Origin of the sequence: Janibacter cremeus (assembly GCF_029395675.1) — a bacterium.
Classification (GTDB): Bacteria; Actinomycetota; Actinomycetes; order Actinomycetales; family Dermatophilaceae; genus Janibacter; species Janibacter cremeus_A.
The window spans coordinates 460,619-476,894 of record NZ_CP115184.1 but is presented as its reverse complement, the minus strand read 5'-3'; the positions used below and the strand labels follow the sequence as shown (position 1 = coordinate 476,894).

The following is a 16,276-nucleotide window of genomic DNA, read 5'->3' as shown; positions in this document are numbered from 1 at the left end:
ACCGAGCGCCGGGACTGGGACGATCACGGCATGAGTTCGCGTCGCCTGACTGCCCACGAGCTGATCGACACGGTCGTCGACGAGGGCACCTTCGTCTCCTGGGACGAGTCCCTCGACCTCGACGGTCTGGACGAGGCGTACCTCGACACGCTCGACCGTGCCGCCGAGCGGGCCGGCACCGACGAGTCGGTGCTCACCGGCTCGGCCCGGATCCACGGCCACGACGCCGCGCTGATCGTCGGGGAGTTCCGCTTCCTCGCGGGCTCGATCGGCCGGGCGGCCGCCGGTCGGATCGTCGCCGCGATCCGGCGGGCCACGACCGAGCGCCTTCCCCTCATCGCCGCGACCGCCAGTGGTGGCACGCGCATGCAGGAGGGCACCCCGGCCTTCGTGACGATGGTCGACATCTCCGCGGCCGTCGTCGCGCACAAGGCGGCCGGCCTGCCCTACCTCGTCTACCTGCGCCACCCCACGACCGGCGGGGTCTTCGCCTCGTGGGGGTCCTTGGGGCACATGACGATCGCCGAGCCGGAGGCGCTCATCGGCTTCCTCGGGCCGGTCGTCTACGAGACGGTCAACGGGCAGCCCTTCCCCGAAGGGGTGCAGCTCGCGGAGAACCTCGTCGACAAGGGGATCGTCGACGCCGTGGTACCCACCGACCAGCTCGCCGGGATCGCCGCGCGCGCACTGACGCTGCTGTCCGCGACGACCGAGGGGCACACGCACCCGCAGGCGCGCGACGCCTCCCCGGGCTCCCCCGCGGCCGACGGGGAGGACCCGGTCTGGCGGGTCACCCCCTTCGTCTCCCGGCCGGAGCCGACCCAGGAGGAGGTCGACGCGCTCTGGTCGGCGATCACGGTGACGCGCCGGGACGACCGGCCCGGCGTGCGCGAGCTGCTGCGGTACGCCGCCGACGACGTCATCCCGCTCAACGGCACCGGCTACGGGGAGCTGGACAAGGGCGTGATGCTGGCGCTCGCGTCCTTCGGGGGCCGCTCGTGCGTGCTCGTCGGGCAGGACCGGCGCTACCAGGTCGCCGAGTCGATGGGCCCGGCCGCGCTGCGCGAGGCCCGCCGCGGGATGCGGATGGCCACCGAGCTCGGGCTGCCGCTCGTCACCGTCATCGACACCCCCGGTGCGGACCTCTCCCCCCACGCGGAGGAGGGCGCGCTGGCCGGCGAGATCGCCCGCTCGATCGCGGACATGACCTCGCTGACCGTCCCGAGCGTCTCGGTGCTGCTCGGTGAGGGCACCGGCGGGGGCGCCCTGGCGATGCTGCCCGCGCGGCGGGTCATCGCCTCGAGCAATGCCTGGCTGTCGCCGCTGCCGCCGGAGGGTGCGAGCGCGATCCTGTACAAGGACATCGACCACGCTCCCCTGCTCGCGGCCCGGCAGCGGGTGGGTGCGGCACAGATGCTGCAGGACGGGCTCGTCGACGTGATCGTCCCGGAGTCACCCGCCGCGCACGAGGACCCGGAGGGCTTCGCCTCGGGCATCGGCACCGCGATCACCGAGCAGATCAACGGGCAGCTCTAGCCCGCGGCCCGCAGCTCGTCCCACACCGGCATCTCGACGACGCCGTGCGCGGTGGCGAGGTAGGTGCCCAGCAGCGGCACCCCGTGCTCGCGGCAGGAGGCGATCGCTGCCTCGTGCCAGGCACGCGCCTCGTCGTCGGGCTGGAGTCCGCTGGGTCGACCGATCGCGATGACGATGCCGCCGAGCTCCTCGCCGAGATGACCGAGGAACGTATCGAGGAGCTCCCGGTGCAGCACGTGCGGCTCCGCGTCGAGGTCGGTGATCGCCACCGGTTGGAGCATGCGGTGGTTCTCGCCGCACAGCAGGATGCTCAGGCACCCGCCCTCGCGGTCGCTCTCGCGCACGACGAGGTCGACGACGTCAGGTGCGACGGTGGTGTCGGTCAGGGGTCGGGTGGGCCAGTCACCGGGCAGGTCTTCGAATGTCATGCCCTTCATCATGGCCACGTCGGGCGGAGCCGCCGCGAGCTTTTCCACAGAGCCCGTCGCGGCTCCTCCCTCGCACCTCGGGGCACGTTCACGATCAGCCGGCGGAGGTAGTGTGATGAGCGGCACGTCGTCCACCCACGGCGACGGCCGTCCGTGCCCCCACCCGAGCACCCAGGAGTCAACTTCCGTGGCACTCAGTGTCTTCGACCTCTTCTCGATCGGCATCGGCCCGTCGAGCTCGCACACCGTCGGCCCGATGCGGGCGGCGGTGACCTTCGGCGAGACCCTCCGCGACGAGGGCGTGCTCGACCAGGTGCGCCGGGTCAAGGGCGAGCTCTTCGGCTCGCTCGGCGCGACCGGCCACGGCCACGGCTCCAACACCGCCGTGCTGCTGGGGCTCTCGGGCGAGCGCCCCGAGGTGTGCGACCCGCGCTCGGTCACCGGGAAGCTGAGCCGGATCCGGGACTCGGGACGGCTCCCTCTCCTCGGTGAGCACGAGATCACCTTCGACGAGGCCGAGGACCTCGTGCTGCACCGGCGCAAGACCCTGCCGCTGCACCCCAACGGCATGACCTTCACCGCATGGGGCGAGGGCGAGGAGCCGATCAGCAGCCACACGTACTACTCCGTCGGTGGCGGCTTCGTCATCGGCGAGGACGCGTCCGGCTCGACGAAGGTCGTCGCCGACACGACCCCGGTCGCCCACCCCTTCACCACCGGTGACCAGCTGCTCGCGATCTGCGAGGAGACCGGGTTGTCCATCGCCCAGGTGATGCTGGAGAACGAGAAGTCCTGGCGCACCGAGGAGGAGGTGCGTGCCGAGCTGCTGCACATCTGGTCGGTGATGCAGGAGTGCATCGACAACGGCGTGCGCAGCGAGGGCGTGCTGCCCGGTGGCCTCAAGGTCCGCCGCCGCGCCCCCGAGCTCTCCCGCCGGCTGCGCGCCGAGGGCGCCAACAACGAGGACCCGCTCCGCGGCATGGACTGGCTGACGCTCTACGCCCTCGCGGTCAACGAGGAGAACGCCGCCGGTGGGCGCGTCGTCACCGCCCCGACCAACGGCGCGGCGGGCATCATCCCCGCGGTGCTGCGCTACTACGTCGACTTCGTGCCGGGCGCCGACGACGACGGCATCGTCCGCTTCCTGCTCACCGCGGCCGCGATCGGCGTGGTCTACAAGGAGAACGCCTCGATCTCCGGTGCCGAGGTCGGCTGCCAGGGCGAGGTCGGCTCGGCCTGCTCGATGGCCGCCGGGGCGATGGCCGCCGTCCTCGGCGGCTCGGCCGCCCAGGTGGAGAACGCCGCGGAGATCGGCATGGAGCACAACCTCGGTCTGACCTGCGACCCCGTCGGCGGGCTCGTGCAGATCCCGTGCATCGAGCGCAACGCGGTCGCCTCGGTGAAGGCGATCACGGCGGCGCGCACCGCCCTTCGCGGGGACGGCTCGCACGTCGTCTCCCTCGACAAGGTCGTCAAGACCATGCGGGAGACCGGTCGGGACATGAAGGTGAAGTACAAGGAGACCGCGCGCGGCGGGCTGGCCGTCAACGTCATCGAGTGCTGACGGCAGGCGACCGGGCTCAGCCGGGGTACCCGGCTCGCTGGTTGAACCGCACCGCGCCCTGGTAGGCATCGATCATCGACCAGATCCACGCACCGATGGCGATCGGGAGGCCGATGAAGCCGATGAGGATCCACCCGAGGCAGATGACCGCGACGAGGCCGCCGAGGTAGGCGCCGAGGAAGGCCAGACCCGGCCCGGTGTCGCCGTTGATCATCTGGCCGACGCCGGGGACGAAGAAGGACGCCAGCAGCGACAGCGCCGGCTCCTTGCGCGCGACCGGCATGCCGGCGAAGGGGGGCGCCTGGCTGCCGTAGGCACCCGGCTGGCCGTAGGGCGGTGGTGGCGGGACCTGCCCGTGCGGCGGCGTGCCCGGGGCCGGGATCTGCGGCACCGACGTGGAGTGCGTCCACCGCTGGCCGTCCCAGTAGCGGCGCTCCCCCTCGTGGTCGTACCAACCCGGCGCGTGCTCGTTCACGATCCCTACTCCCCTGTCTGCTGCGGTGCTGCCGTGACTGTATCCGCCGCATCGAGCAGGGTCGTGGCCACCTTCTCGCCCGCGTACGCGATGGTGGTCGGGTCGCCCACGACGACGAGTCGGTCGGTGGCCCGGGACAGGCCGACGTAGAGCCGCTCGCGGAAGCGCTCCCGTGTGCCGTCCTCGTTGATGCACAGCACGACGACGCGGCGCTCCATCCCCTTCGCCCCGAGGACGTGACCGAAGAAGACGTCCTCGTCCTCCCAGAAGGTGCGCCAGTACCCGGCCTGACCGAGGCTCTCCTGGCGTTCGACCTGCACGGGGTGGCGGTGGCCTGTGGTCAGGAGGGCGATGTGCCCTGGGTCCCACCCCTCGTCGAGGAGCAGGTCGACCTGGTCGTCGGCCCGACCGACGGCCTCCTCGGGGCTCGCGGGGATGAAGGTGACGGCGGGGCCGTCGCCTCCCTCGAGCCGCATCCGCAACGGTGCGAGTGGCTTGAAGACCTCGGCGATCTGCTTGGTGTTGCGCAGGTTGTGGTCGAGCACGAGGGGCACGAGCGGGACCGGTGGCCGGCCGAACCGGTTGAACAGGCGCTGGTTCTCGTCGCTGTAGATGAAGAGGCCGCCGTCGCTCTCGTCGGTCAGCGCGGCGATGAGTGGACGCCACCACGACTCGGCGAAGTCCTGCGCCTCGTCGACGACGAAGGAGTCGTAGCGCTCCCCCGGCGGCAGCTGCGCGGCGCGCTCGGCCATGAGCAGCGGGAGGGTCTCCTCCCAGTAGTCCGGGTCGTCGCGCGAGCCGGAGGGCAGTCCCCAGAGGTTGGCGAGGTCCTCGAAGGTGCCGACGAAGGCCGGACGCTGACGGTGCGGCCAGGTCGCGACCTCGCGCGCGAAGTGGGTGGCCAGGCCGATCGAGTAGCAGAGCAGGGCGACGCGCTCCGCGGTGCGGCCATCGCGTCCGGCCGCCAGCTGGCGGGCCTGGGTGAGGGCGAGGAGGGTCTTGCCGCTGCCGGCACCGCCGCGGATCTCCACGCGGCGCAGCAGTCGGGTGACGCGCAGGATCTGGCTCTGCTCCTCGCTCAGGCGGTCGGCGCGGTGAAGGCGCTCGTCGGCCTCGTCGGTGACGGACGGGACGGCGTCGGTGCCGCGCGCGCTGAGGATGTCGACGATCAGCGCGCAGTCGTCCTCGGTCGGGACACGGCGGTGGGTCTCGAAGCCGAGCGGGACGTCGGCCAGCCGGCGGGCGAGGTCATGCAGGTCCTCGCGGTCGTGGATCATCCACCGCGGGCAGTCGGGCAGGTCGAAGTCCAGACCGAGACCGACGAAGGGGGTGACGACCGCGTGCGCGAACCGCACCTTGCCCCGGGACGAGTTGGCCCAGCGGCGGTCGGACTCGACGTACTGCCGGATCGCATAGCGCGTGTCGCGCGCCTGGTCGACCGGGTGGATCGGCACCCTCTTGCCGTGCCGCATGGTGCTCCACTCACCGTCCTCGATCCGCACCTTGCCCCCCTTGACCTCCACGACGATGACCCCCGCGTCGGGCATGACGACGACGAGGTCGGCCTCGTGGTCCTTGCGGCTGTCGGTCAGGCGCAGGTTGGCGATGACCGTGTCCTCGGGGCGAAGGGAGTCCCGCAGCCTCTCCCACACGACTTGCTCGGACTCGGTCGTGAAGCGTGGGTCCTCGGGGATCAGCTGCGGTGCCATGTGTAGAACGTATCGACGGCCCACTGTCAGCACCCGCGCTAGAACCGTTGCGGACTACAACGAAACCCTTACATTCACCGCGAATACCGTGATTCAGAAGGGCACCACTTCCGGGAGGGAGGCGAAGACATCCACCTTGTCTTCGGTTGCCCCATCAACGGCCGACTCCAGCCAGTCGGTGTTCGCCCCCTCCCAAGGGGGCGAAGTGAGAGCCCCGGGGTCTCCCCCTTCGTCCTCGGTGTGTACCCACTGGGCGGGGAAGGTCACCGTGGAGACGCCGCCGGGGCTGATCCACTCGGTGGTGCCGTCGGGGTGGAGCACGTGAGTCCAGCGCTCGGAGTGCTTGAGCAGGTGGTGGTGGCGGCAGAGGCCGGAGAGGTTCCGCGGGGAGGACGGGCCCTCGGGCCACGGCCGCGCGTGGTCCAGGTCGGCCGCGGGCATCAGGGCACCTCGCCACGCCCGACGGTTGCAGCCCCACATCCGGCACACCTCGTCACGGGCAGCGACGAACTCACGCATCGAGTCGGTGACGACGTAGCGCGGGTTGGAGGTCTCGACGAGGGTGCCGGTGCGTGCGTCGAGGAGCGCTCGGGAGACCTTCGTCTCGAGGTTGCTGACGATGGCGGCCACGGCGTCCGGTGGGATGTAGCCGATCCCGGGGATGTCGCACCCACTGATCCACGAAGGAGGTCCGTCCGGGCCGAACGTGGTCGGCACCTGGGAGCTGACCGCGTCACCAGCCCACTCCTCCGCGAGCACCTCCACCGCGTCGGCTCCGTCGCCGGTGACGAGCCGGCCCTCGCGAGCAGTGGGGCCGTGCAGGTCCTGGCCCAGGCTTCCACGACCACCACCCCCTTCGCCCCCTTCGTAGGGGGCGAACGCGAGACGGGAGGCAGCGGAGGTGATGACTGGGATACCGACTCTGACCTGGGCGGTGACCTCGACCCCGCGCAGGGCGAGGTCGACCAGGCCCAACGCGCGGGCGGCTCCGGCGGTGAGGTCGGGGTCGTCCACGAGACGCTGCTTCGCGGCCTCGTCGATGGCGGACTTCAGGGCCAGTGCGAGCTCGCTGGGAAGGGTCCCGTGGAGATCGGTGGTGCCGACAGGGCCGGCGCTGAAGCGCGCATCCAGCTGCTCGCGGCGATTGCGCTTGCTCTCACCCCTCAGCAGGTCGGGCTGGACCCGTTGCAGGATGCGACGGCAGGCCTTGCGGATCTCGCGCTCCTCCAACTCGACGATGCGGATCGAGTCAGGTCGGCCGCGCATCGGTGCCATGAGGTGCGCGACCACCTCTGCCACGGCGTGGGGCTCGGCGAGGCGGGTCTCCTTGGCGACGACACCCATGGCCCGCTCCCTCAGTCGCCCGTCGGCGATGAGATCTGCGAGTTCGCGCAGGTCGGTGACCGCACGCGCCGCAAGGTCGCATCGACCCCTGGCTTCGTAGGTGCTCGCCCGCAAGGTGACACCGACGGCCTCGACGGCGAACTCCGCGACCTCACCCTCATCGAGGTGCACGGCGCGGTAGATCCCGTCCGGTCCGCGCTCCTCACCCCAGCGCACTGCCTGTCCGATCACCGAGAGCTCCAGGGCATCGGCTGCCCGTCTGAGCCGCTCCGTGGTCTCGAGGGCCCGCGTCAGAGTCTGCTCGTCGGCTCGCCTGCCGCGCGCGCTCACCCTCTCGCGGGCGTTACCCAGTCCTCGGAAGGACTCTTCCAGCATGGCCATCTCATCCTCGAACATGTGTACGAGTCTGTCAGTGGGGTATGACAGCGCTCCCGATCCCACGAAGGCTGGAGCAAGCCCTCACTTCCGCGTTATAGATGCCATCGTCGATGCGGACCCCGGTTCCTTTGACCTCGACGCCACCACGCCGGCGTCCGGCAGGACGAGGACGAGAGCGTGCCCGGTGAAGCGGAGGTCGGCGACGAACGTGCCCTCCGGGCGAAGGGAGTCACGCTATGCAGTGAGGCCGGAAGCCGCTCCCCCACGACCTGCTCGGACTCGGTCGTGAAGCGTGGGCGCCCTCCGGGATCAGCTGCGGTGCCCATGCACCGAACGTACCGACGCGCGTGCTGTCCGAGAAACGGATCCCTATGACGGGTGAAACTCGGCCACCCCTCACCCGTCGAGGTGCGAATCAATGCAGCGGGTGAACTTCGAGGCCCACCGTTCCCTGCGGGGATTGCTCAGCCACCGTCTCGAACGAAAGCCTCTCAGACGCTGGTCACGCCTGTTCGGGCCCCGGGTCGACCGGCGCGTAGTCGAACGGCCCGCCGAAGGACTGTGCCTTGTACTCGGCAAAGGGCATCTCTTCACCCATGAGGAAGCACTCCCATCGAGCCCAGTTGCGGCTCCACACGTGGTCCACAGCCCCCTCCTCGGTCTGCCGGTACCCGTGGCCCTCCTCTGGACGCCCCTCCTCCAGGGGGACCCAGAGACGCCCCGAAGGCACACCGCCAGTCAGTGTGCCGTCACTGGACGGGATCAGAGACTCGGCGTCAGGGACGCCGTGCACGTCATACGGCAACAAGTCCTGGATCTCGCGGTACTGCTCCCATGTGCAATCTAGGTCCAGTCGTTGGTCGAGCTCCTCGAACTCCTGACGTGCGGCGACCTCGAGTGCCTTTAGCCCCTCGCCAGCGCTGTCTCGCTGCCGGTGTAGTACTCGAAGGTGGCCCCGCGACCCGCACGGCCGCCACTGATGACCCAGATGTCCTGCATTATCTCTCCCCAGACCTACCTCGGCGGGCGCGTCCCGTCGATGAGATCAACTCTATGTGCGCCGTATGACAACACCTGGTGTTGGAACGACGCCCCCGCACAGATCGGGCGCCCGTACGGGTTCAGCACATGCGACCGCGTGGTCCGAGCCATCCACAGCCCAAACGGCCAACGGGTGTTGTCCCCCGTTTCGATCGCTCCTGCGTGGCGCCACCGCTCTCTAACCCCGACGCTATAGGCTTCCGCACGTGCCCGCCCCTCCGCCTGAAGTGACTCAGCCCGAGATCACGACCATCGACCTTTTTGCAGGCGCAGGGGGTCTGACCGAAGGCCTGAAGCAGGCAGGTCGTTTTCGACCCGTCGCCGCCGTGGAAATGGACCTCGCTGCGAGCGCAACGTTTGCGCAGAACCACGGGGACGTGGTTCACGTCGGCGACATCACCGAATGGGTCGACTCCGGAGAGGTTCCTGAAGCGGACGTCGTGGTGGGCGGCCCCCCGTGTCAAGGCTTCTCACGCCTGAACAGGTACCGGGAGGGCGATGAGAGGAACCTGCTGTGGCGCTATTACATGGAGACCGTCAGGCTCGCTAGGCCCAGATATTTCGTGCTCGAGAACGTCGCAGCCATGTTCAATACCCCGGAGTTCGCCATGCTGCAGGACGCCTTCACCAAGGGCGGCCTCCTCGAGGACTACACGATCGACGCGGACGTTCTGAATGCAGCTGACTTCGGGGCTGCACAGACGCGACGTCGAGCCATCGTTCTCGGCCGGCGTAGAGACCTCCCGGAGGTCGGATTGCCAGAGGCCACTCACGATCGCGATACCTGGGTACCTGCTGCGACGGTCTTCGACCGGACTTCTCCCCAGGTTCGCCGGACCGAGTTCGAAGAAGTGCGCACGCTGACCTTCCGCGATCAGGTACTCCCGGGGCCATACACGACGAGGGAGCTCCACATCACGCGCAAGTATGCGCAATTGAGTCTGGACCGGTTTCGAGCGATCCCACCGGGTGGCAATCGCTTCAGTCTGCCTGACGAACTCCTTTCGCCCTGCTGGCGGAAACACACCACTGGAGCTGGGGACGTCATGGGACGGATGCACCTAGACCGACCGTCCGTCACAGTTCGCACCGAGTTCTTCAAGCCAGAGAAGGGTCGCTACCTCCACCCCACCGCCAACCGAGCGATCACTCACAAGGAGGCAGCGCTACTGCAGGGCTTCCCGGACCACTACATCTGGATCGGCAGCAAGACACAGATCGCCCGTCAGATCGGAAACGCTGTCCCAGTACGACTTGGCGAGGCCATCGGCAGACAGATCGTAGCTGCCTCGAGCGGAGCCGAGCTGAGTACGACCCGTCGTCTCTTCTGACGCGAAATTCTCGTGGCCCGTAATGTTACTGAGTTGTAAAACTCCTAGCCACGCACTGTCGTAGGCGTATGCCACAGTGGCCTGACCGAAATCTTACGGAGGGCACGTGGCTGGTTGGCAAGGCATCGATGGCGATGTCGGGGCAGCGGTTCAACTTCAGAACAAGAGGCTTCTGGAAACCTATGAAGCGGACCCCCGAAGACTCGAAGAGGACGCCAACACAGAACGTTCGATTCACGAGGGCGCGTACGCGAAGCGCCAGCTCTTCGAACTGCTGCAGAACGCTGCCGACGCTATGCGCGGCACCGATGGCCGCTGCGAGGTCGTCCTGGCCGGTCGCACACTTTACGTCGCCAACTCCGGTGAGCCGTTGACCAAGGACGGCGTCGAAACGCTCATGGCCGCACACCTGTCCGCCAAGCGGGACGAACAGATCGGCCGATTCGGACTCGGGTTCAAATCCGTTCTAGCAGTGACCGACTCACCACGGATTTATAGCCGATCCGGCTCCCTCGGTTTCGACCGAAAGTGGTCTCGAGCCAGGCTGGCCGAACTCATCCCTGGGCAAAGTCACTACCCTGTGAGCAGGCTGGCCCAGCCACTGGATCCTTTCGCCGCACGTCGCGACGATCCGGTTCTGGATTCGTTGATGAAATGGGCTACGACCGTCATCGCTCTACCTCAGCTCATCCAGCCCGACTTGATAGCGTCTAGCATGAAAGTCTTTCCCAAGGAGTTCTTGCTCTTCTCGCAGCACGTGACTCAGCTCGACATCGAAGATCGAGTCAACGAAGAACTCCGGAGCATTTCACTCACCAGAGACGCGGATGGCCTCATATCGCTTCGCGAGTCGGGCAAGACGTCCAAGTGGATCGTCGTTTCCCACACACACTCCCCATCACCCGAAGCGCTCAGGGACGGGGGGTATCAGGCGGCACGCTCGACCGTAGACGTCAGTTGGGCGGCACCGGTTGAAGGCGCGCAGAGGGGAGTGGGGACGTTCTGGGCCTTCTTCCCCACCGATGAACTAACGACGCTCTCCGGCATAACGAACGCCCCCTGGAAGTTAGCTGACGACAGGGCGAGCTTGTTGCCGGGAAGGTTCAATGACGAACTCCTCGTCGAGGTGCTGCCCAAACTGGTGACTAAAGCGCTGCCCGAACTGGCCAAGGCTGGACAAGCGAGCATGGTGATCGACCTTCTTCCCGCCCGCGGAAAGGAATCCCGAGGTCACGCAGATGACGTTATCAATCAGCCGGTCTTCGATGCGGTAGCGCGAGTGCAATGCGTGCCCACTGCAGACAACAAACTTCGTCATCCCACACGGGTAAAGCTCCATCCCGACGAAGCTAGTCCCGAGGAGCTTGAAAGCTTCCTGGACGCCTGCACTGATCCCGAGAACTGGGTGCACGGTTCCCTTACGAGCGCTGAGCGCCGGTCGAAGGTCGTCCGCCTCCTCGCTCATCATGGACGATCGAGCACAGACCTTCGGGAATGGGTCGAGCATCTCGCAAAGGAAGGTGACGTCGAAGGGTCCGCCGCTGCGGTACGGCTCGTTGCAGCTCTGAGCGCGCGGGATCCACAGATCAGAGCGAAACTGGCAAGGGCTCGTGTTCTGCTGCTCGAAGACGGCTCACTGGGTGCGTGCATCGCTGGGCAGGTCTTCCTTCCTGGAGGACAAGAACAATCTGACCAACTGATCATCAACCCAGTTCTTGCGGCGATTCCAGAAGTCGACCTGGCGCTCAAGAGCCTGGGGATTCAGATCTTCGATCACGCGGGCGAACTCAGATCTGAACTTGCCCGGACGCCGGTCGCGTGGGAGAGAGTGTGGTCGAGCTCGCGCCGAAATACACCCGAAGATGCTGAGGCCATCTTTCGGGAGACTATGGGGACCGACCTCCTCGACAACATCAGAGTTCGAAATTTCGCAGGCCAATGGCGACCGGCGGGAATGGTCTACCTTCCTGGCGAGGTCATCCCTGGCGATGGTAGCCGCGATGGCCGCTGGGTCGTCGACCACCGCTTTCATCAGCAGGACATCAGGTTGTTGGAGCGTCTCGGCATGGTCGATGGACCTCATCGCTTGGACAACCCGCCCTTGGAGTCGTGGATCCGAGCCAAGTACTTAAACGCGCGCGATCAGTACAGAGAGTGGACGGGCAACTCCCGACTGAGCGACGAGACCATCCAGATCGACACGGGCCGCATCTTCTGGCCGCTCGAGTTCCTCTCCGAGCTATCGCCAGCTGCTCGACGAGCGGTCACTCGTAAGGTGCTACGGGGACTTTCCGGAGACGAGCGGTGGACGATTACGCGCAAGGATGGCGGTAAGAGGCGTACCGTTCCAGACCCGATCTGGGCGCGTCTGGCCAACCACGGTGTCCTCGATACTCAGGCAGGTCTTCAACCCGTCAAGTGGTGCCTCGCCCAAGGGGATGACGCGGTGGTCGAGGGCGTCAAGCAGCCCCTCCCCTTCCTGGAAGACACCGTAACCGCGTCGCAGGCAGAGAGCCTGCACATCCGTGAGAACGTAAGCCAGCTCCCAAGCGAGGCCTGGGCGGCTCTGCTCCAGAACGCCACCGCCTTGGAGCACGAGCCGCGCTTCCTGCTCTATGCGTGGGCGGCGCTTTGTGACCAGCAGCCTCCTTCGACCCTGCGGGTGCTTCGTGAACGTGGTCACATCGATGCTCCAACGGAAGACGTGGCCGTCACGCACAGAGAAGACGAACGCGACTCTCTCCTAGCAGCTGGCATTCCTTCGATCTTCACTACCGAGTACGACGCCGATATCCTCGTCGAAAAGTGGGGCCTGTCCCCCGCCGAAGGCCTCCTCGAGGAATCAGTTGATGCGGAGTACGCAGGCGAGCCAACACTCGCCGTAGACAAGTTCCCTCCCCTGCGGCACGCCTTGCCGCCTGACCACCTTGAGCTGTCGATCCAGCCGTGCAATCGAATTTCCCTACTGACTTCGACGCCTCGCGGTCAGCGTTCTCGACCTCTCTCATCTCGGTTGGAGGGCAAAACACTCCTCACCACAGCGATACGAGGTCGGGACCTTCTCTTGGAGATCGCCCGCGAGACGAACTCGACCTTCAAACCTGACGCGGTGCTCCGACGCATGGAACAGCAACAGCGGGAGAAGCTACGCGTTGAGATCGCCGAGACCGACGACCTTCTCAAGAAGTTGGTCCTCGCCATCGGCGTCGACTCCCTCCAACGCTCCATCCCCCGCCCCGCTCTCGACGCACTCTCGGATTCAGTGGACCAGCCCCTGTCCGAAAATGAGATAGCACGCCTGGCACTGGCGATGGATGGCTATTCCATCCTCGCAAACCATGCGAAGGAGCTCCAGCGCAGACAGTTGGATCCGCCCTCGCAATGGGCTGGCAGGAGAGCCGCAAGGGAGTGGGTTCGTAAACTTGGCTTCCCAATCGAGTTTGCGGGCTTCGTTTCGACCTCGAGAGACGCCGAGCTCGAAGTTGAAGGACCTCCCCGTCTTGGCCCCCTGCACGCCTACCAGGTCAAGATCGCGAAGAACGTCCAGGGTTTGCTCCACAATGGCCCTCGCGCCAACCGCGGGTTGGTCTCCCTCCCCACTGGCGCTGGTAAGACCCGCGTTGCTGTACAGGCCCTGGTCGAGTCCATGGCGTGGTCGGCGGATGGCATGCGTGTCGTCTGGGTTGCGGAGACGGACGAACTGTGCGAGCAGGCCATCCAAACGTGGTCGGTCGTGTGGCGCGCTTTCGGCGCTGAAGGTATCCCACTCACTCTGAGCCGGTTGTGGGCCCAGAACGAAGCCAATGAGCGCGATGGCTTCCAAGTGGTCGTCACCTCTATCAGCAAGTTGGATAGCATCGTGAAACGAGGCGAGGGCACAGGCAGCTGGGAAGTCGAATATGGCTGGCTCAAGGAGCCAGCCCTCATAATCGTCGACGAGGCTCACAAGTCCATCAGCCCGCAGTACACCCGGACGCTCGCCGCGCTCGGAGGGCGAAAGCGGGTCCAGGACATCACCACACCGCTCCTTGGCTTGACGGCCACACCCTTCCGAGGGTTCAACAACGACGAGACGAAGCGGCTGGCGAAGCGCTACGACGAGAACCTCCTGGACGAGGGGGTCTTCCCTGACAATGACGTCTATGGGCACCTGCAAGACATGCAGGTGTTGGCCAGAATCAGGCAGATCGAACTTCAAGGGTCGGAAATCACCCTTACAGACGAAGAGATCGATGAGGCCACCAATTACAGGCTCGCCGATTCGGTGACCGCTCGTCTGGGAGAGGACGGAGGACGCAACAACACCATCCTTCAGTCGATCTTGAGCCTCGATGAATCGGCGAAGATTCTGCTTTTCGCCAGTTCGGTGGAAAACGCTCGGGTCCTTGCCGCACTCATGACATTTCACGGCGTTTCTGCCCGGGATGTTTCGTCCCAGACCTCCAGAGCTGAACGTCGTCAATACATTGAGGATTTCAAATCGGGGAAGATCCGCGTTCTAACGAACTACAATGTCTTCACCGAAGGATTCGATGTACCTACGCTGGATGCTGTCTACATCACGCGCCCTACGTTCAGCCCAAATGTGTATCAACAGATGATCGGACGTGGACTCCGAGGTCCACTCAACGGAGGAAGCTCCGAGGTCTTGATCGTTAACGTCGCCGACAACCTGACGAACTATGGTACAGAGTTCGCATTCCATCACTTCCACCACTTGTGGAGGCGCAACGAACCATGATCACCTCCACGTTGGACGCGGCTCAGGAGCTTGCTGTCGCAGCAGACCCGACGCAGGCGACGGTCATAACAGCTGGGCCAGGCTCAGGGAAGTCGCACGTTGTCGGTGAACTGTCCCGACAGCTTGTCGTCGATCATGGTCTGTGGCCGGATGAGATCCTAGTAGTCTCTTTCTCGCGCGCTGCCGTCCAGGTCGTGAACGACCGAACGTCAGATATCGTTGACGAAGGCAGCTCGGTTTCCACTGCCACTATCGATTCACTGGCTGCACGGGTGATCAGAGAGCAAGGCCACGAAGAACCTGTCCTCACCAGCTTCGACAACACGGTGATGGCAGCCAAGGACATCCTTGCTCACGGCGCCGAAGGTGGATATCCGTTCGAGTTCCAGCACGTCATAATCGATGAGGTCCAGGACGTCGTCGGCGTACGGGCCGAATTCGTCTGCGAACTCCTCAAGGCCGCAGTGGCAGGAGGGGCCGGCTTCACTCTCCTGGGCGATCCTTTGCAGTCACTTTACGACTTTCAGATGGAAGGCCGCCACAACTGGACATGCACGGACTTCCTGGATCGAGTAGACGAACTGTTCTCACCGACCCATATCCACCTAACTGGCGACTATCGCAGCATCACCCCAGATGCACGCCAGATATCGTCCCTGAGATCAGATCTGATAGCTCTGAATGACGACGAGCGTCTCCGTCGGCTCCGGTCCGCCGTAGCAAACTTGGCACCGCTAGGACCGCTTGACGATGATGCCCTCGAAACTATTGCTGGGTGGCCTGGCACAACAGCACTCCTCTGCGACAACAATGCTCGAGCAGGCCTCGTTGCTGACCAGCTGGGCCGGGCAGGCATACCCTCACGGCTGGCGACTGCGGCTGAGAAGACACCTCTACCTGCATGGATCGCTCAATGCCTGGGCGATGTCCCAACCAGATCAATCCCCCGAGATGTGTTCCTCGACCGCGCTCGATCCGTTGGGGTCGAGGAGCCTGAGGCGGCCTGGCGAGAACTAATCACCATCGCTGATTCTGATCGCGTCCTGGATATCCCGACACTCGCGGGCAGACTCACGCGACGAAGCATCACGACCTTTCCACCGAACGCCACGGCACCGCTCGTGGTTTCAACTGTGCACAGAGCCAAGGGCCTCGAGTTCGATAACGTTGTGCTGATCGATCCTGACGACTGGTGGAGGCCGGACGAGGATCAGTCTCGTATAGCTCGCATGCTGTATGTGGCGCTCTCCCGGGCACATACTCGAGTAAGTTATACGCGCGACTACGCGCCTCATGGATGGTTCAAGGCAAGAGTCGGTTCTGGGGAGACCATGTGGGTTCACGGCCCTAGAGGTCGACGTGGCGGCATCAACGGTCTGCTGATGGAACCATCACTTGCGCGCGCACTTGGAGCTTCGGCCACGCTATCGAACGCAGTCATCGGTGAGACGGTTGCCTGGGAAGACGGCGACGACATCGAAGACGTCGACGGAGACCTGCTCCCATCATGGGTGGCGACCGTTTCCGGTACACCCGTAGCACGATCTGGTGACGTCTTCGGCCGCTTCATGGCGACGAAGAGTCGACGAACCAGGCCATTACTAAGGGGTGGGCACGTTGAGGGTCTTGAGACCGTCGTAGGCCCCGCCAGCAGCACCCCTGGCGGCAAGCACGGGTTGTGGCTGGGGGCCCGGATATCGGGCGTTATCGATCTGAAGTGGAGATGACT

Annotated in this window: 10 protein-coding genes; 5 read left to right on the top strand and 5 right to left on the bottom strand. The window is 65.6% G+C overall.

The genetic code is table 11. The features are described 5' to 3' along the window. Positions 1–30: 30 nt before the first annotated feature. On the top strand, positions 31–1,536 hold the full coding sequence (locus O9K63_RS02145) for a carboxyl transferase domain-containing protein (RefSeq protein WP_277240157.1): 1,506 nt from the start codon (positions 31–33) through the stop codon (positions 1,534–1,536). On the opposite strand, the gene O9K63_RS02140 is transcribed toward O9K63_RS02145, so the two are convergent. After that, positions 1,533–1,964 carry a hypothetical protein gene (locus tag O9K63_RS02140; protein ID WP_277240156.1) on the bottom strand — a complete coding sequence of 144 codons (432 nt, stop codon included), beginning with the start codon at positions 1,962–1,964 and terminating at the stop codon, positions 1,533–1,535. The genes O9K63_RS02145 and O9K63_RS02140 overlap by 4 nt on opposite strands. Before the next feature lie 187 nt (positions 1,965–2,151). On the opposite strand from O9K63_RS02140, the gene O9K63_RS02135 reads away from it, so the two are divergent. Continuing rightward, on the top strand, positions 2,152–3,528 hold the full coding sequence (locus tag O9K63_RS02135; RefSeq protein WP_277240155.1) for an L-serine ammonia-lyase: 1,377 nt from the start codon (positions 2,152–2,154) through the stop codon (positions 3,526–3,528). A gap of 16 nt (positions 3,529–3,544) precedes the next feature. Here O9K63_RS02135 and O9K63_RS02130 read toward each other — a convergent pair whose 3' ends face one another. From O9K63_RS02130 to O9K63_RS02115, 4 genes are all read right to left on the bottom strand, one after another. Then, positions 3,545–4,003, bottom strand: a complete 459-nt coding sequence (locus O9K63_RS02130) for a hypothetical protein (RefSeq protein WP_277240154.1) — start codon at positions 4,001–4,003, stop codon at positions 3,545–3,547. Positions 4,004–4,008: 5 nt separating this feature from the next. Continuing rightward, a complete protein-coding gene (locus O9K63_RS02125; RefSeq protein WP_277240153.1) occupies positions 4,009–5,712 on the bottom strand; it encodes a nuclease-related domain-containing DEAD/DEAH box helicase in 1,704 nt (567 codons plus the stop codon). A gap of 93 nt (positions 5,713–5,805) precedes the next feature. Further along, the gene (locus O9K63_RS02120; RefSeq protein ID WP_277240152.1) at positions 5,806–7,452 is read right to left on the bottom strand and encodes an HNH endonuclease signature motif containing protein; all 1,647 of its coding nucleotides are present in this window, start codon (positions 7,450–7,452) and stop codon (positions 5,806–5,808) included. 484 nt (positions 7,453–7,936) lie between these two features. Continuing rightward, positions 7,937–8,080 carry a hypothetical protein gene (locus O9K63_RS02115; protein ID WP_277240151.1) on the bottom strand — a complete coding sequence of 48 codons (144 nt, stop codon included), beginning with the start codon at positions 8,078–8,080 and terminating at the stop codon, positions 7,937–7,939. Between the two features lie 601 nt (positions 8,081–8,681). On the opposite strand from O9K63_RS02115, the gene O9K63_RS02110 reads away from it, so the two are divergent. The 3 genes from O9K63_RS02110 (at position 8,682) to O9K63_RS02100 (ending at position 16,274) form a co-directional block, all read left to right on the top strand. After that, positions 8,682–9,806 carry a DNA cytosine methyltransferase gene (locus tag O9K63_RS02110; protein WP_277240150.1) on the top strand — a complete coding sequence of 375 codons (1,125 nt, stop codon included), beginning with the start codon at positions 8,682–8,684 and terminating at the stop codon, positions 9,804–9,806. Between the two features lie 106 nt (positions 9,807–9,912). Beyond that, positions 9,913–14,547, top strand: coding sequence for a DEAD/DEAH box helicase (locus O9K63_RS02105; RefSeq protein ID WP_277240149.1), 4,635 nt, complete (start codon positions 9,913–9,915; stop codon positions 14,545–14,547). Further along, the gene (locus tag O9K63_RS02100; protein ID WP_277240148.1) at positions 14,544–16,274 is read left to right on the top strand and encodes a UvrD-helicase domain-containing protein; all 1,731 of its coding nucleotides are present in this window, start codon (positions 14,544–14,546) and stop codon (positions 16,272–16,274) included. Before O9K63_RS02105 ends, O9K63_RS02100 begins: the two co-directional genes overlap by 4 nt. Positions 16,275–16,276: the final 2 nt, after the last annotated feature.